Source organism: Streptomyces sp. NPDC006332 (genome assembly GCF_040612855.1).
Classification (GTDB): domain Bacteria; phylum Actinomycetota; class Actinomycetes; order Streptomycetales; family Streptomycetaceae; genus Streptomyces.
In genome coordinates, this window is the sequence record NZ_JBEXRA010000028.1 from 38,593 (window position 1) to 58,472 (window position 19,880).

General features: G+C 70.9%; 18 protein-coding genes. 14 read left to right on the plus strand and 4 right to left on the minus strand.

The genetic code is table 11. The features are described 5' to 3' along the window. Positions 1-50: 50 nt before the first annotated feature. The 9 genes from ABZ027_RS24350 to ABZ027_RS24390 all read left to right on the plus strand — a co-directional run bounded on the left by ABZ027_RS24350 (position 51) and on the right by ABZ027_RS24390 (position 8,890). The gene (locus ABZ027_RS24350; protein WP_356771725.1) at positions 51-1,061 is read left to right on the plus strand and encodes an FKBP-type peptidyl-prolyl cis-trans isomerase; all 1,011 of its coding nucleotides are present in this window, start codon (positions 51-53) and stop codon (positions 1,059-1,061) included. Positions 1,062-1,215: 154 nt separating this feature from the next. Further along, a complete protein-coding gene (locus tag ABZ027_RS24355; protein WP_356771727.1) occupies positions 1,216-1,587 on the plus strand; it encodes an FKBP-type peptidyl-prolyl cis-trans isomerase in 372 nt (123 codons plus the stop codon). 129 nt (positions 1,588-1,716) lie between these two features. Further along, positions 1,717-2,670, plus strand: coding sequence for a WYL domain-containing protein (locus ABZ027_RS24360; protein ID WP_356771729.1), 954 nt, complete (start codon positions 1,717-1,719; stop codon positions 2,668-2,670). 14 nt (positions 2,671-2,684) lie between these two features. Beyond that, complete coding sequence (locus ABZ027_RS24365; RefSeq protein WP_356771731.1) at positions 2,685-3,680, plus strand: WYL domain-containing protein; 996 nt, start codon at positions 2,685-2,687, stop codon at positions 3,678-3,680. 154 nt (positions 3,681-3,834) lie between these two features. After that, positions 3,835-4,122, plus strand: a complete 288-nt coding sequence (locus ABZ027_RS24370; RefSeq protein WP_356771733.1) for a hypothetical protein — start codon at positions 3,835-3,837, stop codon at positions 4,120-4,122. Positions 4,123-4,193: 71 nt separating this feature from the next. Continuing rightward, complete coding sequence (locus ABZ027_RS24375; RefSeq protein ID WP_356771735.1) at positions 4,194-4,388, plus strand: hypothetical protein; 195 nt, start codon at positions 4,194-4,196, stop codon at positions 4,386-4,388. Between the two features lie 232 nt (positions 4,389-4,620). Beyond that, entirely contained in the window at positions 4,621-4,908 is a 288-nt protein-coding gene (gene tatA, locus ABZ027_RS24380; protein ID WP_356771737.1) for a Sec-independent protein translocase subunit TatA, read from the plus strand. 92 nt (positions 4,909-5,000) lie between these two features. Beyond that, a complete protein-coding gene (gene tatC, locus ABZ027_RS24385; protein ID WP_356771860.1) occupies positions 5,001-5,900 on the plus strand; it encodes a twin-arginine translocase subunit TatC in 900 nt (299 codons plus the stop codon). Positions 5,901-6,082: 182 nt separating this feature from the next. Then, positions 6,083-8,890 (plus strand): DEAD/DEAH box helicase, encoded by a 2,808-nt coding sequence (locus ABZ027_RS24390; protein WP_356771739.1) that lies wholly within the window; start codon positions 6,083-6,085, stop codon positions 8,888-8,890. Between the two features lie 107 nt (positions 8,891-8,997). Here ABZ027_RS24390 and atzF read toward each other — a convergent pair whose 3' ends face one another. From atzF to ABZ027_RS24410, 4 genes are read right to left on the minus strand one after another with little or no spacing between them, the layout of a single operon-like run. After that, positions 8,998-10,650, minus strand: a complete 1,653-nt coding sequence (gene atzF, locus ABZ027_RS24395; RefSeq protein ID WP_356771741.1) for an allophanate hydrolase — start codon at positions 10,648-10,650, stop codon at positions 8,998-9,000. Positions 10,651-10,664: 14 nt separating this feature from the next. After that, positions 10,665-14,198: a 5-oxoprolinase/urea amidolyase family protein gene (locus tag ABZ027_RS24400; protein ID WP_356771743.1), complete on the minus strand. Its 3,534-nt coding sequence runs from the start codon at positions 14,196-14,198 to the stop codon at positions 10,665-10,667. Continuing rightward, entirely contained in the window at positions 14,195-14,830 is a 636-nt protein-coding gene (locus ABZ027_RS24405) for an urea amidolyase associated protein UAAP2 (protein WP_356771745.1), read from the minus strand. The genes ABZ027_RS24400 and ABZ027_RS24405 overlap by 4 nt, the downstream gene beginning before the upstream one ends. Continuing rightward, a complete protein-coding gene (locus ABZ027_RS24410) occupies positions 14,827-15,651 on the minus strand; it encodes an urea amidolyase associated protein UAAP1 (protein WP_356771747.1) in 825 nt (274 codons plus the stop codon). The genes ABZ027_RS24405 and ABZ027_RS24410 overlap by 4 nt, the downstream gene beginning before the upstream one ends. Positions 15,652-15,814: 163 nt before the next feature. Here ABZ027_RS24410 and ABZ027_RS24415 point away from each other — a divergent pair, with 163 nt between their 5' ends. The 5 genes from ABZ027_RS24415 to ABZ027_RS24435 all read left to right on the plus strand — a co-directional run bounded on the left by ABZ027_RS24415 (position 15,815) and on the right by ABZ027_RS24435 (position 19,854). Further along, complete coding sequence (locus tag ABZ027_RS24415) at positions 15,815-16,450, plus strand: TetR/AcrR family transcriptional regulator (RefSeq protein WP_356771749.1); 636 nt, start codon at positions 15,815-15,817, stop codon at positions 16,448-16,450. 318 nt (positions 16,451-16,768) lie between these two features. After that, a complete protein-coding gene (locus ABZ027_RS24420) occupies positions 16,769-18,364 on the plus strand; it encodes an ATP-binding protein (RefSeq protein ID WP_356771751.1) in 1,596 nt (531 codons plus the stop codon). Further along, on the plus strand, positions 18,361-18,768 hold the full coding sequence (locus ABZ027_RS24425; protein WP_356771753.1) for a roadblock/LC7 domain-containing protein: 408 nt from the start codon (positions 18,361-18,363) through the stop codon (positions 18,766-18,768). The genes ABZ027_RS24420 and ABZ027_RS24425 overlap by 4 nt, the downstream gene beginning before the upstream one ends. After that, complete coding sequence (locus tag ABZ027_RS24430) at positions 18,765-19,253, plus strand: DUF742 domain-containing protein (RefSeq protein WP_356771755.1); 489 nt, start codon at positions 18,765-18,767, stop codon at positions 19,251-19,253. The genes ABZ027_RS24425 and ABZ027_RS24430 overlap by 4 nt, the downstream gene beginning before the upstream one ends. Then, complete coding sequence (locus ABZ027_RS24435) at positions 19,234-19,854, plus strand: ATP/GTP-binding protein (protein WP_356771757.1); 621 nt, start codon at positions 19,234-19,236, stop codon at positions 19,852-19,854. Before ABZ027_RS24430 ends, ABZ027_RS24435 begins: the two co-directional genes overlap by 20 nt. The last annotated feature ends 26 nt before the right edge of the window (positions 19,855-19,880 follow it).

The following is a 19,880-nucleotide window of genomic DNA, read 5'->3' on the forward strand; positions in this document are numbered from 1 at the left end:
GAGTTGCGCGCACTCCATCCACAAGATCGACCGATTATGAGGCTCTCGCTGTGCGCCGACGCTCGCTGCTCATCGCCGTACCCACTGGACTGGTCACTCTCGCCGGATGCGGCGACGACGAGTCCGACACGAGCAAGGCGGGAGACAGCGCGTCGCCCGCGGCGTCGGAGTCGGCCTCGGCTTCGGCCGCGCCTCCGCCGAAGATCGTCGACGGGCCGCTTCCGGCGATCACCGCGGGCACCAAGTTCGGTGAGAAGCCGACCGTCGCCAAGGGCAGCGGTGACCCGTCGAAGCAGTTGGCCGTGAAGACGGTCATCGCGGGCGGTGGGAAGGTCGTCGCGGAGGGCGACTTCATCCTGGCGAACTACCTTGGGCAGCTGTGGGACACCGCGAAGGTCCTGGACAACTCCTACGACCGTAAGGCGCCGTTGCTGACCCAGATCGCCCAGGGCTCCACCATGGAGGGCTGGCGGTACGCGCTGACGGGCAAGAAGGCCGGCAGCCGGGTGGAGTTCTCGGTGCCGCCGACCTGGGGGTTCGGCAAGGCGGGCAACGCGCAGGTGGGTGTCAAGGGCACCGACACGCTGCTGTTCGTGTTCGACATCGAGGACACGTTCTCCGCCAAGAGCTCGGCCAAGGGCAAGGACGTGGCTCAGGACGACGCCGATCTGCCGAAGGTGGGGACGAACACCGACGGCAAGGCGCCCTCCATCGACATTCCGAAGGCCGACGCGCCGACGAAGCTGGTGGCGAACTACGTCATCGAGGGCGACGGTGAGGAGCTCAAGGCGGACAGCACCGTGCTGGTGCAGTACAAGGGCGTGATCTGGGACACCGGCAAGGAGTTCGACTCGACGTACAGCAGCGGCAAGCTGACGTCGTTCTCGCTCCAGCAGGTCGTCAAGGGGTGGGGGCAGGGCCTGACCGGCAAGAAGGTCGGCAGTCGCGTCCTGATCGTCATCCCGCCGAAGCTGGGCTACGGCGACAGCCCGCAGCCCGGCAGCGGTATCAAGAAAGACTCCACGATGGTCTTCTCGGTCGACATCCTGGCCAAGATGTAGTCGGCGTCCTGGCCAGGATGTAGTCGGCATCCCGGCCTGGCCGTGACCGTGCGTCCTGGCCGGGCCGTGACCGTGCGTCCTGGCCGGGCCGTGACCGTGCCGAGATGCGAGACTGTGTCTGTTGCCTTTCCGTACACAAGCAGGAGCTAGAGACGTGAGCATCGACAAGCCCGAGATCGACTTCCCCGGCGGCGAGCCCCCGGCGGACCTGGAGATCAAGGACATCTGGGAGGGCGACGGCGCGGTGGCGCAGGCGGGCCAGACCGTCACCGTCCACTACGTGGGTGTCGCCTTCAGCACCGGCGAGGAGTTCGACGCCAGCTGGAACCGTGGCGCGCCGTTCCGTTTCCCGCTGGGCGGCGGACGGGTCATCAAGGGCTGGGACCAGGGCGTGCAGGGCATGAAGGTCGGCGGCCGTCGCCAGCTGACCGTCCCCGCGCACCTCGCCTACGGCAACCAGAGCCCGACCCCGGCGATCAAGCCGGGCGAGACGCTGATCTTCGTGGTCGACCTCCTCGGGGTCTGATCGTCGCAGGACCGGTCTCGACCACCTGGGGCCCATGCCTGCCCGGGCATGGGCCCTCGGCTTTTGCCGCGCCGCTGCGGGGCGGTACGGTCATCGTCCGTAAGCACCTCAGGGAGGCGAAGGGCGTCGATGGCCATTGCCAAGGCCGAGCGGCTGATGAACCTCGCGCTGTGTCTGCTCGGGACTCGGCGGCCGCTCACCAAGCGTGAGCTGCGTGAGTCCATCGAGGCCTACCTCGAAGCGGGGTCCGACGACTCCTTCAACCGGATGTTCGAGCGCGACAAGGACGATCTGCGCGAGCTCGGCCTGGTCATCGAAACGGTCGAGAACCTCGACGGCGAGGTCGGCTACCTGGCCCGTCGTGACAGCAACCGCCTCCCGCCCATCACCCTCGACGCCGAGGAGGCCGCGGCCCTGGGCCTGGCCGCCAAGGTGTGGCAGCAGGCCCGGCTGGCCGGCGCGGCCAGCGGTGCCCTGCAGAAGCTGCGCGCGGCGGGCCTCCCGGAGGACGTCGACCCCTATGAGGCGCACAGCGCGCTGGAGCCCCGGATCCCGGTGCACGAGGCCGCGTTCGAACCGCTGATGCTCGCCTGCCGCGACCGGCGGCCGGTCGTGTTCGACTACCGCAAGGCGAACGCCGCCCATCCCGAACCCCGCCATGTCGAGCCGTGGGCGCTGGAGTGCTGGCGCGGCCACTGGTACCTGGCTGGATTCGACCGTGACCGGGGCGCCGAGCGGGTCTTCAGGCTGTCCCGGATCACCGGCCGGGTGCGTTCGCGCGGTACGCACTTCACCGCGCCGGTGCCGGACGTGGTCACCGTGCGTGAGACCGTCGCGAGCTGGGCGGGGGAGAACGCCGAACGTTCCGCGTTGATCCGGCTGCGTACCGGCGCCGGGTACCCGTTGCGGGCGAGGGCCACCTCGGTGCGGGAGCTGGGGGACGGCTGGGACGAGTTGGAGATCCCGTACGGTCATGGTCTGGACGCCTGGCTGGTGGAGTTCGGGCCGGACGTGCTGGTCCTGGAGCCCGCCGAGCTGCGGGCCGATGTGGTGGACCGGCTGCGTGCCGTGGCGAAGGGCTGAGGGGGACGGAGAACGTGGTGGGAAAGCCGGCCAGGCCGGGCAACGCCATCGACCAGACCCGGCGGATGCTGTCCCTGGTGACGTATCTGAGGGAGCGGCCCGGGGCCCGGGTCGAGGATGTGGCCCGTGCCTTCGGGATCACCGAGGACGAACTGGTCTCCGACCTCGACATCCTGCCCATGTGCGGCACCAGTTTCCGGGGCGGGGACCTGCTCGACATCGACACCGACGGGGAGCGGATCTGGTGGCACAATCCAGCCGCCCTCGGGGCGGAGGCCGCCGAGCCGCTGCGGCTGGCCGCCGACGAGGCGACCGCGTTGTTGGTCGCCGCCCGCGCGGTGTCCACACTGCCGGGCCTGCGGGAGAGCGACCGGCAGGCACTGCTGCGGGCGACCGCCAAGGTGGAGGCCGCGGCCGGTGAGCAGGCGGGCGCCAGTTCCCGGCTGTCCGTCACCTTCGAGTCCGAGGGCGGGGTCTTCGCGGACGTCGACCGGGCGATCTCCGAGCGGCGCCGCCTGTGGATCCGCTACTACTCGCCCGCCCGGGACGAGGTCACCGAGCGCGAGATCGACCCGATCCGGCTGGTCAGCGTGGGTCACACCTACGTGGAGGCCTGGTGCCGGCGTTCCGAGGCGCGCCGCACCTTCCGGCTGGACCGGGTCGCCGAGATCAAGATCCTCGACGAGCCGTCCGCGCCGCCCGAGATCGAGCTGCGGGACCTGTCCGAGGCGTTGGTGCAGCCCGCCGCGGAGGATCCGGAGGTCGTCGTCGAGGTCGGCCCGGGTGGTCGCTGGGTCGCCGAGTACTACCCGCACGACAGTGCGGATGAGCTTGCGGACGGTGGGCTGCGTATCACCTTGCGGACCCCGGATCCGGCATCCCTGAGACGGCTGGCGCTGCGTCTCGGGCAGGATGGCCGGATCGTGTCGCCGCGGGACCTCGCCGACAGCGCCCGGGAGGCGGCCCGCGAGGCGTTGGCGGGGTACGACGGGGTCGAGGCGCATGCGTGACGGGCAGTACGACAGGCGGAAGTGAGCCGCGGGGGTGTGCCGGCCGTGGCGGGAGACCGCTCGGTGACCCGAGGGGCTGAGCACGGTCTCCCCGCACCACCGGCGGTGGTGCCCCGGCGGCTGACGGACGCCCACAAGAAGAGGAGCAGGGGCTTTGAGCGAGTCGTCGACGTCCGGTGCGGACATGACGGTGGCGTCCGCGTTCGCCGGGATGAGAAGCGTGACGCCGGTGACGTTCAAGGCCGGCTGCCCGGACTGCCGGGGTCGCGTCGAGCTCGCCGCGAGCGCCCTGCGTCTCGCGATCGGCGCCAGCAGCCGCACCACGTTCTACTCCTTCACCTGCCCCGAGTGCGGTGCCTCGGTCCGCAAGCCCGCCGGCGAGCGGATCGTGGAACTCCTCACCGGCGGAGGGGTCAGCACGCTGCGGCTGCAATCCCCGTAGGCCCCCGCCGGCGCGGACCGCTGCACACCCTTCGGCGCCAGCCGCCCGGCCGGACGGTCTAGGCTCGGCTCATGTTCTGGCCGATGTTCGCGGTAGCGGTGGGTTTTCTGGGTCTGGCTGTTCTCGGAGTTTTCGCGGTCCGGGTGTTTCTGGAGGCGCAGCGTCTGGGCAGGCAGGTCACGGACTCCGCCCGGCGTATCAACCGCGCCGCCGAGGACCTGGAGCGGGCGACCGTGAGCGCGGCCCGCTCTGTGGACGCCCTGTGAGTTGCGGTTCCTGCGGGATTGTGGCCCTTCGCCTTGTCAACTTCTCACCCGGGCCAGGTACGCTCATTGACACGGCCTGACGACGAGGCGCGGGCCGAAAATGGAGTACGCACAGACATTGCCTGACGTTTACTCCTGCGGGTTACGATCGCCCAAAGCCAACTGGTCGGACCTCTGTCCGACTGTGCGAACACAAGAACTTCCTGTCGCCTCGGTGAAGAAGGTAAAAGCTATGGGTAGGCTCGGCCCCACAGAGATCATTCTCATCCTCGTCATCGTCATTCTGCTGTTCGGCGCGAAGAAGCTTCCGGACATGGCTCGGTCGCTCGGCAAGTCCGCCCGCATCCTGAAGAGCGAGGCCAAGGCGATGAAGTCCGAGGGCCAGGACAACGCGTCCACGGCCGCGGCCCCGCCGAACGACGACCAGCAGCCCCCGGTTCAGCGCACCATCCAGGCCTCCCCCGGCGACGTGACCAGCTCGCGCCCGGTCACCGAGCCGACGGACACCGCCAAGCGCTGACGCAGGGCCGGTGACCTCCGGCCCGCCGCACGAGATGGGAACGTGGGTTGCTGAAGCCTGCCCGCAAGAAGGAGAAGGACCCCGAGGGGCGGATGCCCCTCGCGGAGCACCTTCGTGAGCTCCGCAACCGGCTCGCGAAGGGCATGTTGGCGATCACGGTCGTGTCCGTGGTGGTCGCCTTCTACAGCCAGGAGCTGATGAACTTCCTGATGGACCCCGTCCCGCGTTGTACCAGCGGACTGGGTGAGTCCACGGGCGGCACGTGCGCGGTCATCGCGTACACCGACCTGCTGTCACCCTTCACCACCACGGTGAAGGTGTGCTTCATGGCGGGCATCATCATTTCGAGTCCGGTCTGGCTCTACCAGCTCTGGGCGTTCGTCGCGCCGGGGCTGCACAAGCATGAGCGCAAGTACACGTACTGGTTCGTGACCGCGGCCGTGCCGCTCTTCCTGGGCGGAGCCGCGCTGGCCTACAGCGTCCTGCCGATCAGCATGCGCGTGCTCCTCGGGATCACGCCCGACGGCTCGGCGAACATCCTCCCGATGGACAAGATCCTGGACTTCATCGTCAGGATGATCCTCGTCTTCGGCGCCGCTTTCGAGCTGCCCCTGCTGCTCGTCATGCTCAACTTCAGCGGCATGGTGACCGGACGCCGAATGGCCGGATGGTGGCGTGGTGTGGTCATGGGCGTCTTCATCTTCGGCGCCGTGGCGACCCCGACCACCGACCCCTTCGGCATGATCGCGCTCGCCGGACCGATCGTGATCCTTTACTTCATTGCGGTCGGAATCTCCCTGCTGAACGACCGGCGTCGCAGGCGCGCCGATCCCGACGCCGAACTGGACGACGACGAGGCATCGCCTCTCGACCTCACGCCGGAGGCCGTCGGCGAGGTCGAATCCGTGTCCGCCTCCAAGGCCCTGCCCCACCAGGCGAGCGGGAGCGCCGAGGGTACCTCCGTGGTCAACGGTTACGACGACGTCACCTGAGCCGGACCGCGGGGCCGTGACCACGGATGGGACCAGGGCGGCCCAGGAGAACAAAGGGCCGTTGTGGATGCCCTCGGCGTTGTCGGTGAGGTAGTACGTGGCAGTCACACAGTTGGCCGCCGGATTCGGATCCGGATAATGATCGTCCGATGTCAGTGGCGCCCGGTACGCTCGAAAGCACGATGACAGAGGACCTCTCACCGGCCGAGCGGTACGCGGCAGCCCGTAGGCGTGCTGTGGAGCAGGCCACCGCGCTCGCCGACTTCCGCGAGATGTACGACTTCGGCCTCGACCCCTTCCAGATCGAGGCCTGCCAGGCGCTCGAAGCCGGCAAGGGCGTCCTGGTGGCCGCACCCACCGGATCCGGCAAGACGATCGTCGGCGAGTTCGCCGTCCACCTCGCCCTCCAGCAGGGCAAGAAGTGCTTCTACACGACCCCCATCAAGGCGCTCTCGAACCAGAAGTACGCCGACCTCTGCCGCCGGTACGGAGCGGACAAGGTCGGCCTGCTCACCGGCGACAACAGCGTCAACTCCGACGCCCCGGTGGTCGTGATGACCACCGAGGTACTGCGCAACATGCTGTACGCGGGCTCACAGACCCTGATCGGCCTCGGGTACGTGGTGATGGACGAGGTGCACTACCTCTCCGACCGCTTCCGTGGCGCCGTATGGGAGGAAGTGATCATCCACCTCCCCGAATCGGTCACCCTGGTCTCGCTGTCGGCCACCGTGTCGAACGCGGAGGAGTTCGGCGACTGGCTCGACACGGTCCGCGGCGACACCGAGGTGATCGTCTCCGAACACCGGCCCGTGCCGCTGTTCCAGCATGTGCTCGCCGGGCGGCGGATGTACGACCTGTTCGAGGAGGGCGAGGGCCAGAAGAAGGCCGTCAACCCCGACCTCACGCGGCTGGCCCGCATGGAGGCGCAGCGTCCGTCGTACCAGGACCGCAGGCGGGGCCGCGCCATGCGGGAGGCCGACCGGGAGCGCGAACGCCGACAGCGTTCGCGGGTCTGGACACCGAGCCGTCCCGAGGTGATCGAACGGCTGGACGCGGAGGGCCTGCTGCCCGCCATCACGTTCATCTTCAGCCGTGCCGCCTGCGAGGCCGCCGTACAGCAGTGCCTGTACGCGGGTCTTCGGCTCAACGACGACGAGGCGCGGGGGAAGGTGCGTGCCCTGGTCGAGGAACGCACGGCCTCCATTCCTACCGAGGACCTGCACGTCCTCGGGTACTACGAGTGGCTGGAAGGCCTGGAGCGCGGTATCGCCGCCCACCACGCGGGCATGCTGCCGACCTTCAAGGAAGTCGTGGAGGAACTGTTCCTGCGCGGCCTGGTGAAGGCCGTGTTCGCGACCGAGACACTCGCTCTGGGCATCAACATGCCCGCGCGGTCGGTGGTGTTGGAGAAGCTCGTCAAGTGGAACGGCGAGCAGCACGCCGACATCACTCCGGGCGAGTACACGCAGTTGACGGGGCGTGCGGGCCGGCGTGGCATCGACATCGAGGGTCACGCGGTGGTGCTGTGGCAGCGCGGGTCGAGCCCCGAGCACCTGGCGGGACTGGCCGGCACCCGCACCTATCCGCTGCGCTCCAGCTTCAAGCCGTCGTACAACATGGCGGTCAACCTGGTCGAGCAGTTCGGCCGGCACCGCTCGCGTGAGCTCCTGGAGACGTCTTTCGCGCAGTTCCAGGCCGACAAGTCGGTCGTCGGGATCTCCCGGCAGGTGCAGCGCAACGAGGAGGGGCTGGAGGGCTACAAGGACTCCATGACCTGCCACCTCGGTGACTTCGAGGAGTACGCGCGACTGCGTCGCGAACTCAAGGACCGCGAGACCGAGTTGGCGAAGCAGGGCGCCAGTCAGCGGCGCGCCGAGGCCGCCGTCGCGCTGGAGAAGCTCAAGCCGGGTGACGTCATCCATGTCCCGACCGGCAAGTACGCGGGCCTCGCGCTGGTGCTGGACCCCGGGCTGTCGGCCGGGCGGTCCAACGGCCACCGGGGTTTCGAGCACCACGACGGCCCGCGCCCGCTGGTGCTGACCGCCGAGCGGCAGGTCAAGCGGCTCGCGTCGATGGACTTCCCGGTGCCCGTGGAGCCGCTGGAGCGGATGCGCATCCCGAAGTCGTTCAACCCGCGCTCACCGCAGTCCCGTAGGGACCTCGCCTCGGCGCTGCGCACGAAGGCCGGGCACATCCCGCCGGAGCGGGCCCGCAAGAAGCGCGCCCAGGCCGCCGACGACCGGCAGATCGCCCGGCTGCGTACGGAGATCCGGGCGCACCCCTGCCATGGCTGCAGCGATCGTGAGGACCACGCGCGTTGGGCCGAGCGCTACCACCGGCTGCTGCGGGACACCTCGCAGCTGGAGCGGCGCATCGAGGGCCGGACGAACACCATCGCCCGTACGTTTGACCGCATCGTCGCGTTGCTGACCGAGCTGGACTACCTGCGCGGTGACGAGGTCACCGAGCACGGCAAGCGCCTCGCCCGGCTGTACGGCGAACTCGACCTGCTGTGCAGCGAATGCCTGCGCGCGGGCGTGTGGGAGGGGCTCGGCCCGGCCGAACTCGCCGCGTGTGTCTCGGCGCTGGTGTACGAGTCGCGGGCCGGTGACGACGCGATGGCGCCGAAGCTGCCGTCGGGCAAGGCCAAGGCCGCGCTCGGGGAGATGGTGCGGATCTGGGGGCGCCTGGACGCCATGGAGGAGGAGTTCCGGATCACCCAGAGCGAGGGCGTGGGGCAGCGCGAGCCCGATCTCGGATTCGCCTGGGCCGCGTACATGTGGGCGTCCGGGAAGGGCCTCGACGAGGTGCTGCGTGAGGCGGAGATGCCGGCGGGGGACTTCGTGCGCTGGTGCAAGCAGGTGATCGACGTGCTCGGGCAGATCTCGGCGGCGTCCGCCGCGGAGGGGTCGACCGTGGCGAAGGCCGCGCGGAAGGCGGTTGACGGGTTGCTGCGGGGGGTCGTGGCCTACTCGTCGGTCGGGTGACGGGTTTTGTGGCGGGTGCGGGTGCGCTGTGGTTGATCGCGCCCACGCGGCGGAGCCGCACATGGATGCAGCCCCGCGCCCCTGAGGGAGTTGGGGTGCACGCCACTTCAGCGGTTCCGGTAGGCGCGCCAGCTGCCGTACCGCGTGATGTCCTCGGCGTCCGTCAGGGCGCTCGGTTCGCACAGGAAACCCGGCACGCTGGTGCCGTCCGCCAGGTCCACGCTGCCCAGGGTCATTGGGCGGGGGAGTGCGGCCAGCAGGCGGCCCAGACCCTCCGCCGGGAGCCGCCACACCTCCGTCTCGATCGCCGCGCCACCCTCGCCTACGTGAACGAGGCCCGGCTTCGGCGGATCGGTTCGCAGGGCGTGCAGGCGGTAGACCGGGGCCGTGGTCGTCGTACGGTCGAGGCGGGCGCCCAGCGAGAGCAGTTGGGGGTTGAGGGGCTGGCCCGTGAGGTGGGCGCCCACCACCGCCAGTCGGGTCTCCGGCTGGAGCAGCCGCGCGATGCGCGCCAGGCGTTCGTCGGTGAACGCCGGGCCGATCAGCATCACGCCGAAGGGCAGACCGTTCACCTCGCCGGCCGGTACGGCCACTGCGGCCAGGTCGAACAGGTTGGTGGAGTTGGTGAAGCGGCCCAGGCGGGCGTTGGAGCCCAGGGGGTCGGCGGCGACCTCGGCGAGGGTGGGGTGGCCGGGGGCGGTGGGCAGCAGCAGGGCGTCCGCGTCGGCGAGCGCGGCCAGGGCGCGGCCGCGCAGGGCGGTCAGGCGGTCGGTGTCGGCGTACAGCTGGTGGGCCGGGATGTCGCGGGCGCGGGTGATGATGCCGGCGACGGTGGGGTCCAGGCACGTGTCGTTCCCGGCCAGGGCTTTGTCGACAAAGTCACCTACGGCCGCGTAGCGCTCGGCGACGAACGCGCCCTCGTACAGCATCGCCGCGGCCTGGGTGAAGGGGCTCAGGTCGATCTCCCGCACCGATGCGCCCGCGGCGACGAGCTGGTCCACCGCCGCCTCGTAGGCCTGCGCCCAGCCCTCGTCCAGCTCGCCGAGCTGTGCCCGCGCCGGGACGGCCACGCGCCAGGGTCCCGAGGTCCGCTGGGGGAGCGGGGGGAGGTAACGGTCGGGCGGGGACGCCATGTGGGCCAGGGCCTGCTCGGCCTCGGGGAGGGTGCGGGCGAAGACCGTCACGCAGTCCAGGGAGGCGCAGGCCGGGACCACGCCGGTGGTCGGGACCAGGCCCCGGGTGGGCTTGAGGCCGACGATGCCGTTGAAGGCGGCCGGGACACGGCCCGAGCCCGCGGTGTCGGTGCCCAGCGCGAAGTCGACGATGCCGAGGGCCACCGCGACGGCCGAGCCGGAGCTGGAGCCGCCGCTGATCCTGGTCGGATCGTGCGCTGCCCGTACCGCGCCGTGCGGGGAGCGGGTACCGACCAGCCCGGTCGCGAACTGATCCAGGTTCGTGGTGCCCACGACGATGGCGCCCGCCGCGCGCAGGCGGGCGACGACCGGCGCGTCGGCCTCGGGCCGGTAGGCGTACGACGGGCAGCCCGCGGTCGTGGGCAGGCCCGCCACGTCGATGTTCCCCTTGACGGCGAACAGGCGGCCGGCGAGGGGACGTGGTTCGCCGGTGGCGACGAGCTCGTCGAGCCTGCGGGCCTCCGCCTCGACCTCGACCCGCGGGCGCAGGTCGATCCATATCTCGGGCCGGTCCACGGCCTCGACGCGGGCGTAGGCGGCGCGGACGCGCGAGAGAGTGCTGGACATTCCTGGTTCCTCCGTCAGTTCGCGGCCGAGACCAGGACGACCAGTGCCGTCCCCGCCTCCACCTGGTCCCCGGGCCGGGCCAGGACCTCGGCCACCACGCCGTCCATCGGCGCGTGCACCCGGGACTCCATCTTCATCGCCTCCAGCGCGAGCAGTGGCTGACCGGCCGTCACCTCGTCGCCGGGCTCGACGTTCAGCTGCCAGACGGACGCCGCGAACTCGGCCTCGACGAGCCGCCCGCCGGGCGGGACGGTGACCTCGGCCGGGGGAGCGGCCGGTGCGGCAGCCGCCTCGGCCCGGGTGAACTCGCCCGCCGCCTGCCACGCGTCCCGCTCCGCGGCGAACGCGGCCTGCTGCCGGGACCTGAACTCGGCGATGGATTCGGCGTCGGCGGCCAGGAACGCCTGGTACTCGGCCAGCGAGAACGTGCCCTCCTCGACACGGGGCACGAAGCGGCCGGAGGTGATGTCGGCGCGCAGGTCGAGCAGTTCGTCGGCGTCGACCGGATACCACTTGATGCGGTCGAAGAAGCGCAGCAGCCAGGGCGAACCCGGCTCGAACGCGCCGCGCTGCTGCCAGCCCGACCAGACCTGGGTGGTCCGGCCCACGAACTGGTAGCCGCCGGGGCCCTCCATGCCGTAGACGCACAGATACGCCCCGCCGATGCCGACGGAGTTCTCCGCCGTCCAGGTGCGTGCCGGGTTGTACTTGGTCGTCACCAGGCGGTGGCGGGGGTCCAGCGGGGTGGCCACGGGGGCGCCCAGATACACGTCGCCCAGGCCCAGTACGAGGTACTCGGCGTCGAAGACCGTGCGGTACACGTCGTCCACCGACTCCAGGCCGTTCACCCGGCGGATGAACTCGATGTTCCAGGGGCACCAGGGCGCGTCGTCGCGGACGCCCGCCATGTAGCGGGCGATCGCCTCGCGGGTCGCCGGGTCGTCCCAGGACAGGGGGAGGTGGACGGTGCGGGACGGGACGACGAGTTGGTCGCTCGGGGGGAGGGAGGCGGTGATCTCCCGTACCGCGGCGAGGAGTTCGTGCTGCGGCAGACGCCGTGGGTCGGCCTGGATCTGGAGTGAGCGGATGCCCGGAGTGAGGTCGGTGATACCCTCCGGGCCCTGCGCGGCCACGCTCTCCATCAGCGCGTGGACCCGCATCCGCAGGGCCAGGTCGAGCTGCATCGGGCCGAACTCGACGAGCAGGTTGTCGTCGCCGCTGCGGCGGTAGGTCACATCGCCGTCCCGGGCCAGGATGCCGCCGTCCACGATGGCCGCGCGGGGTCCGCCCGACACGTCCACCGGCACGAAGCGCACCGTGTCGCCCGGGCGCAGCTGGCCCAGCTTCCAGCGCTCGGTGCTGAGCACCGTCGCCGGACAGACGAAGCCGCCGAGCGACGGGCCGTCCGGGCCGAGCAGCACCGGCATGTCGCCCGTGTAGTCGACGGCACCGACGGAGTAGGGGGTGTCGTGGATGTTGGACGGGTGCAGGCCCGCCTCGCCGCCGTCGGCGCGGGCCCAGCGCGGCTTCGGGCCGACCAGGCGGACACCGGTACGGGCCGAGTTGAAGTGGACCTTCCAGTCGGCGGCGTAGAAGTCGTGGATGTCGTCCTCGGTGAAGAACTCCGGCGCGGCGTGCGGGCCCTCGACGGCGCCCACATGCCATACGGCGGTGAACTCCGGGCGGTCTTCGAGGGGCACCGGGCCGGCCTCGGCCGTCTGGTCGGCGCCCGTGGTCACCGCACCGGCGTGCAGGACGTCACCCGTGCGCAGTGCCCGGCCGCCGTGTCCGCCGAAGCGGCCCAGGGTGAAGGTGCTCGCGCTGCCGAGGAAGGCGGGTACGTCGAGACCCCCGGCGAACAGCACATACGTCCGCAGGCCGTGCTCGAGGGGCGCGCCGACCTCGAGTACGGCCCCCGCGGGCACCGTCAGCGGCTCCCAGCGCGCGACCGGCGTACCGTCCACGGTGACCGTGGCGGGCGCGCCCGTCACACACACGGTGGTGGGGTGGGTGAACCTCAACACCGGCCCCTGGAGGGTGCATTCGAGTCCCGGTGCCCCCTCGTCGTTGCCCAGGGCCCGGTTGCCGAGCCGGAAGGACCGCTCGTCCATCGGACCGCACGGCGGAACGCCGACCTGCCAGTAGCCGGTGCGGCCCGGCCAGTCCTGCACGGTGGTCAGGGTGCCGCCGGAGACGACCTCGATGCGCGGGGTCGGGTCGCTCACCTGGGCCAGGGTCGCCGTGGAGTGGGTGGCCTCCCGGAAGTCCGGGTCCGTGAGAGCCGCCCGGACCAGGCCCAGGTTCGTCTCGATGCCGTCCACGCGGGTGCGGGCCAGTGCCTCGTCCAGCCGTCGCACCGCGTGCGCCCGGTCGGGGCCGTACGCGATGACCTTGGCGAGCATCGGATCGTACGACGTCGTCACCTCGGTGCCCGTCTCCACCCAGCCGTCGACGCGGACGCCCGGCGGGAACTCCACCCGGGTCAGCAGACCGGCCCCGGGACGGTGTTCACGGGACGGGTCCTCGGCGTACAGGCGGGCCTCGACGGCGTGGCCGCGGGGCGGGCCCGGCTCGCACACGACGTCCTTCTCGCCGCGTGCCAGGCGGAGCATCCAGGCGACCAGATCGACGCCGTAGATCTCCTCGGTGACCGGATGTTCCACCTGGAGGCGGGTGTTGACCTCCAGGAAGTACGCCTCCTCGCGGGCGGCGTCGTAGACGAACTCGACGGTGCCGGCGGAGCGGTAGCCGATCGACGCGCACAGGTCGCGCGCGGATGCGGCGAGCCGTTCACGGAGGTGCGACGGCAGCCCTGGGGCCGGGGCCTCCTCCAGGACCTTCTGGTTGCGGCGCTGGAGGGAGCAGTCGCGGTCGCCGAAGGTGACCACCCGGCCGTTGCCGTCGCCGAAGACCTGCACCTCGACATGGCGGGCGTGCTCGACCAGGCGTTCCAGGAAGACCCCGGCGGACGAGAAGGAGGCGGCGGCGACGCGCTGCACCCGCTCCCAGGCGTCGGCGAGTTCCTCGGCGGATCGACAGGCCGACATGCCGATGCCGCCGCCCCCGCCGGTCGCCTTGAGCATCACCGGGTAGCCGATGACCGCGGCCCGGTCGAGGGCCTCGTCGAGTGAGCCCAGCAGCCCGGTCCCGGGAGCGAGCGGCACCCCGGCGGCCTCGGCGGCGGCCCGGGCCGTGTGCTTGGCGCCGAACAGTTCCAACTGCTCCGGCGTCGGGCCGACGAACACGATCCCGGCGTCCTCGCAGCGGCGCGCGAAGGACGCGTCCTCGGACAGGAACCCGTAACCCGGGTGGATCGCGCCCGCCCCGGTGTCCTTGGCCGCCCGCAGCACCAGGTCGGCGTCGAGGTACGACTCCTTCGCGGGCGCCGGACCGAGCCGCACCGCCTCGTCGGCGAGCCGGACGTGGGGCGCGCCGCGGTCCGGGTCGGAGTACACGGCGACCGTGCGCAGGCCGAGTTCGCGGGCCGTGCGCAGGATGCGGACCGCTATCTCTCCCCGGTTGGCGACCAGCAGCGTCTCGAAGGTCATGCCGCGCCCGCCTCGGTGATCGTCATCTGCACCGCCGTCGGATCGAAGCCGTTGCAGGGGTTGTTGATCTGGGGGCAGTTGGACACCAGCACCAGGACGTCCCGTTCGGCGCGCAGGGTCAGGGTCAGTCCCGGCGCCGAGATGCCGTCCACGATGCCGAGCGTGCCGTCCGGCTCGACCGGCACGTTCATGTACCAGTTGATGTTGGAGACGAGGTCGCGCTTGCCGAGCCCGTACCTGGCGCCCTCGGCGAGGAAGTTGTCCACGCAGGCGTGCTGCGACCAGGTGTGGTGGCCGTAGCGCAGGGTGTTCGACTCCTTGGAGCAGGCGCCGCCGACCGTGTCGTGGCGGCCCACGTCGTCGGCGACCACCGTCATCAGCGGGGTGTGTTCGTTGGACATCAGCACGCTGCCCGCGGTCAGGAAGATGCCGCCCTGGGCGTGGATGGTGTCGGGCGCGCTGTAGCGGACCGAGGTGTCGTGCGCGTCGTAGACGAGGAAGTCGACGGCCTGGTTGCCGTGCAGGTCGGTGATGGTGAGCGTCTCACCGGCACGGATGACGGACGACCACGCGGCACGCGCGGCGACCACGGCGGTGCGCGTCTTCAACTGCGGGTGCGTCTGCGTGCTCATGCGAGCCCCCTCGCGGCGAGGAAATCGGTGGTGTTGAGGAACGCGCGACGGCCCTCGGGACCGGCGTCCCACAGGGGATCGCCCGGCCCGGTCGGCTCGGCGCGCCAGGCCAGCACCTCCAGCGGGGTGCTGACGTACTCGGGGCGCGGATCGGCCGGATGCGGCACGTTCGCGATCAGTACGGTGACGTCCTGCTCGGCGCGCAGGGTCACGCTCGCGCCGGGACCTGCCGAACCGGTGAAGTCGAGGGTGCCGTCCTCGCGTACCCGCACACCCTGGAAGAAGGAGAGCGACGGTGGCAGGTCGCGGGGCTCCAGGCCGTTCTTGGCGGCCGCCAGCTTGAACAGCTCGCGGCCCGCGGGGGAGGGGCCCTGCGGGGTGCCGTCGCCGTACCGCTCGGTGTTGCGGACGAGTGTGGAGGTACCGCACAGCGTGTCGTGCCGGCCGGAGGTGTCGGCGAGAACCGAGGCGAGGACCCGGCCCTGGTCGGACAGCAGCAGCTGCCCTTCGCCCAGGTAGGCGTTCCACTGGACCTTCACCGTGTCGGCGACGTTCAGCCGCTCCCAGGGCCGGTCGGCGGCGTACAGGAGCAGGTGGGCGCAGGCGTCGCCGCGCAGGTCGGTCAGCCGCAGCTCGGTGCCCCGGGCCAGGACCCGGTGCGTGTAGTTGCCGCCCGCGACGGTCTCGGCCCACACCAGGTGGCCGGCCTCGCAGGGCGGGGACGGCCAGTCCCCGGCCGGGACGACGGGCATCGCCTCGGTGCGGGTGCCCTCCTGGGCGCGCGCATGGGCTCGGGCTCCGTAAGTGGTCTGTGTCGCCATCGCGGGACCTCCGGCTGAGGGGGCTTGTGGGGCCTGGCCCTATTTCTGTCGCTCGACAGAAATTAGGCGTGAGGCGCGTCACCGGCGTTGCCGCCGCGTTGCCGCTCGGTTACCGGGCGCTCACGAAGATCGCCGAGCAGGGTGGTGTGCGAGGATCGACCGTATGGCGACAGCGGGTGCACACCGGGGCCGACGGGTCGGCCGTCCGCGAGCCGCGCAGCGGCCGGACAGCGGGCTGGAACCGCGTGCCGAACTCCTCGCGGCCGCCGCGGAGTTGTTCACCACCCTCGGCTACGGGGCCACCTCCACCCGGGCTGTCGCCGAGCGCGCCGGCATGCGTCAGGCGTCCATGTACCACTACGTCTCCGGCAAGGAGGAGCTGCTCGCCCGGCTCCTGGAGTCCACCGTCGCGCCCTCGCTGGCCTACGCCCGCGAGCTCCTCGCCGACGCCTCCGTCCCGGCCGAGGACCGGCTGTGGGAGCTGTGCCGGGGGGACGTGGACGTGCTCTGCGGGGGGCCGCACAACCTCGGCGGCCTGTACCTGCTGCCCGAGGTGCGCGCCGAGCGGTTCGCCGGTTTCCATGCCGTGCGCGCCGAACTCAAGGACGCCTACCGGCAGTTGATCGCCGCGACGGCGGTCGGCGGCGCGCTCGCCGAGGACGCGCTCGACCTCCGCACGGACCTGGTGTTCGGGCTCATCGAGGGCGTCATCCTGGTCCACCGCTCCGACCCCGAGCGGCCCGTCTCGGTGTTCGCGGAGGCGACGGCGGACGCGGCCCTGCGCATCGTCGGGGTCTGAGTCGGCGAGCCGCGGCTCACGGACACGTCACTCGTCACGGTGAGTGTTTCCGTACGCCTGTACGTCGTGACGCACCGTGTGTGAATGCAAGCTCAGCGTGCAAATGGGTTCGAGCGTACTCCCCTCGCGCGCCCCGTTTCAGGTGCTCGATGAATATGACACGACGATGATCCGGTCGGACTAAGCTCGCTCGCAGCGCACCGAGTTGCGGTGTAATCGTGCGCTTGTTCCCAAACGCATCGAAGATCCCGGCATGCCCGTGCCGTACCCGCACGCAAGCTCCCCCGACACCCCGCCGACTTGTTTCAGAGGGCCCACATGGTGAGTGTTCCAACTCCTCCAGGAAGCCGTGAACTCCCCTACACGCGCGCGTTGTTGCTGCCCGCCATAGCGATGGCCGCGGCGACCGGGGCCGCCGTCGCACTGGTGACGGCGCAGGCCAGGGCGGCGGTCGGCTGGTGCGGTGCCGTCGCCACGCTGCTGGTGCTCGCCACGGCGGCCGAAGCGACCCGCCGTGGCCGCAACCTGCGCGCCCAGCGCGCGGACCACGCCCGTCACAGTGCGTATCTGGAAGGACGGGTCGCCGCCCACGACGAGGAGATGACCCGCCTCGGCAAGGAGGTCCTGCCGACCGCGCTCAAGCTGCTGCGCGGCGGGAATTCCCCCGCAGAGGTGATTCGCCACCTCGGTGACTACGAACCCGCGTGGCGCGAACTGCCCGAAGCGCAACTGCTGTTGCTCAAGAAGCTGCTCAACGTCATCGACACCGAGGACGTCATGCGCGACGCCGCGCAGCGCTCCTTCGTCAACATCGCCCGTCGCGTCCAGGCGATCGTCCACCAGCAGGCCAACGAACTCCGCGAGATGGAGGAGGACCACGGCCGCAACCCCGAGGTCTTCAACGACCTGCTGCGCCTCGACCACGGCACCGCGCTGATCGGCCGGCTCGCCGACTCCATCTCGGTCCTCGGCGGCGGTCGCCCCGGACGCCAGTGGCCCGAACCCGTGGCGCTGTACAGCGTGCTGCGCGGCGCCATGTCCCGGATCCTGGAGTACGGGCGCATCGACCTGTCCTCCATCGCCAAGGTCAACGTCAAGGGCACCGCCGTCGAACCCGTCATCCACGCGGCGGCCGAACTCCTCGACAACGCCACCCGCTACTCGCCGCCGCAGACCAAGGTGCACGTCACCGCCACCGAGGTGCAGACCGGAGTCTGCATCGAGATCGAGGACGCCGGCGTCAGCCTGAGCGAGGAGGCCCGCGCCCGTGCCGAGGGCATGCTGGAGCGGGCCATGGCGGGCGTCGACCTGCAGGACCTCGGCGAGGCCCCCCGCCTGGGCCTCGCCGTGGTGGGCCGACTCTGCCGGACGTACGACATGCAGGTCTCGCTGCGCGCCTCCGCGTACGGCGGGGTCCGGGCCATCCTCGTCGTGCCGAGCGACATGCTCACCACCGAGCCCGGCGTCGGACTCGCCCACGGCATCGGCGCCACGGCCGTACCCCAGCCCGAACTCGGCGCCCTCCCCGGTCCCAAGCGCACGGTCAAGACGCGCCGTCCCACCAGTCCGAAGTTCGTCACTCCGGTCTCCCTGGAGGACGACGTCCCCGAGGTCACCGAGTGGACCGCGGGCGGACTGCCGCAGCGCCGCAGCCGGGTCAAGACCTCCCTCACCCAGCGGTACGCCGAGCAGGCCGCCATCGAGCAGGCCGAACGGGAGGGCCGGCCGACCATCTGGTCGACCGCCGGGCGTGAGCCCGAACCCGAACCCGAGGAGAAGGCGCCCGAGCCCCCGCCCGGCCTGTGGGTCCAGGCGTTCTTCGACGGACTCAAGCGCCCGGCCTCCACCGCATTCACCCAGCCGACCGATGAACCGGCCCGCGTCGAGGCCGACGACGAGGGGGATCTCACGTGATCCAGCAGCGAGGCAACTTCGACTGGATGCTCCAGGACCTCGCCCAAGGCGTGCCGGGCATCCAGATGATCGTGGTGCTCTCCGCCGACGGCCTGCGCATCGCCCGCCACGGCGGCGACCCCGACACAGCCGACCGCGTCGCCGCGGCCTGCGCGGGCCTGCAGAGCCTGGCAGGCGCCGTCGCCCAGGAGATCCCGGGCAGCGAGGGCGAGATGAAGATGGTCCTCATCGAGATCAACGGCGGCTACTTCTACCTGATGGCCGCGGGCCCCAACGCCTATCTCGCCGTGCTGTCCGACGTACGCGCCGAACCCGGCTACATGAGTGCCCGCATGAGTGACCTGGTCGTCCGGATCGGCGCGCATCTCACCAGCCCGCCGCGGCGCAACGGGCAGACCGTATGATTCCTCCGCAACGCCGACGGCGACACCCCACGCAGGAACCCGAGCCGCACGCCGGGCCGCGCCCCGAGCCGCACTCCCGGCCGGACCCCGTGCCGTACGCCGGGCCGGACCCCGAGCCGACCCACCCGCCGGACGAGGAGCAGGCGCCCGAGGGGGAGAAGAAGAACCCCGAGCGGCTCTACGTGATCACCGGACCGGACGGCGTCGTCCGCACCGACCTCGACCTGGTCACGTTGATCGTGGCCGGCGCCGACCCACCGCCCTCCGCCACGCCGGAGCAGGCGGCGCTGCTGAGGCTGTGCACGGCCCCGCTGTCCGTGGCCGAGCTGTCGGCCTATCTGGGCCTGCCGTTCAGTGTGGTGACCGTGCTGGTCAGCGAGCTGCTGACCGCCGAACTGGTGACGGCGCGCGCCCCGGTCGTCCGCCGGGCGCTGGCCGACCGATCCCTTCTCGAAGCGGTGATGCATGGACTTCAAAAGCTCTGACACCCTCACCGGTCCACGAACCGAGGACCACCTCCCGCACACAGCCCAGGCGGCTGTGAAGATCGTCATCGTGGGCGGCTTCGGAGTCGGCAAGACCACCATGGTCGGCTCGGTCAGCGAGATCAAACCGCTGACCACCGAGGAGACCATGACGCAGGCCGGCGTCGGCGTCGACGACAACTACGGTTCCGAGACCAAGACGGCCACCACGGTGGCGATGGACTTCGGCCGCATCAGCATCACCGATCAGCTCGTGCTGTACCTCTTCGGCACCCCCGGCCAGGAACGCTTCTGGTTCCTGTGGAACGGCCTGTTCGAGGGGGCGCTGGGTGCGGTCGTGCTGGTCGACACCCGTCGGCTCGAGGTCAGCTTCGACGTCATGGGGCGCCTGGAGGAACGCGGTGTGCCGTTCGTGGTCGCCGTCAACACCTTCCCCGACGGGCCCCGTTACCCCATCGAGGAACTGCGCACCGCGCTCGACCTGAGTGAGGACATCCCCATCGTCGAGTGCGACGCGCGCCGCCGCGCCTCCAGCCGGGACACCCTGATGACCCTCATGCGTTTCCTGCACTCCCTCGCGATGTCAGGCGCCCTGAAGTGACCGCCGTACCCGCCGCCACCGGCCTG

Coding starts and splice junctions, on each gene's coding strand:
- ABZ027_RS24360 (WP_356771729.1), top strand. CDS start 1,717: ATGGCCATTGCCAAGGCCGAGCGGCTGATGAACCTCGCGCTGTGTCTG.
- ABZ027_RS24375 (WP_356771735.1), top strand. CDS start 4,194: ATGTTCTGGCCGATGTTCGCGGTAGCGGTGGGTTTTCTGGGTCTGGCT.
- tatA (WP_356771737.1), top strand. CDS start 4,621: ATGGGTAGGCTCGGCCCCACAGAGATCATTCTCATCCTCGTCATCGTC.
- tatC (WP_356771860.1), top strand. CDS start 5,001: ATGCCCCTCGCGGAGCACCTTCGTGAGCTCCGCAACCGGCTCGCGAAG.
- ABZ027_RS24390 (WP_356771739.1), top strand. CDS start 6,083: ATGACAGAGGACCTCTCACCGGCCGAGCGGTACGCGGCAGCCCGTAGG.
- atzF (WP_356771741.1), bottom strand. CDS start 10,650: ATGTCCAGCACTCTCTCGCGCGTCCGCGCCGCCTACGCCCGCGTCGAG.
- ABZ027_RS24400 (WP_356771743.1), bottom strand. CDS start 14,198: ATGACCTTCGAGACGCTGCTGGTCGCCAACCGGGGAGAGATAGCGGTC.
- ABZ027_RS24405 (WP_356771745.1), bottom strand. CDS start 14,830: ATGAGCACGCAGACGCACCCGCAGTTGAAGACGCGCACCGCCGTGGTC.
- ABZ027_RS24410 (WP_356771747.1), bottom strand. CDS start 15,651: ATGGCGACACAGACCACTTACGGAGCCCGAGCCCATGCGCGCGCCCAG.
- ABZ027_RS24415 (WP_356771749.1), top strand. CDS start 15,815: ATGGCGACAGCGGGTGCACACCGGGGCCGACGGGTCGGCCGTCCGCGA.
- ABZ027_RS24420 (WP_356771751.1), top strand. CDS start 16,769: ATGGTGAGTGTTCCAACTCCTCCAGGAAGCCGTGAACTCCCCTACACG.
- ABZ027_RS24430 (WP_356771755.1), top strand. CDS start 18,765: ATGATTCCTCCGCAACGCCGACGGCGACACCCCACGCAGGAACCCGAG.
- ABZ027_RS24435 (WP_356771757.1), top strand. CDS start 19,234: ATGGACTTCAAAAGCTCTGACACCCTCACCGGTCCACGAACCGAGGAC.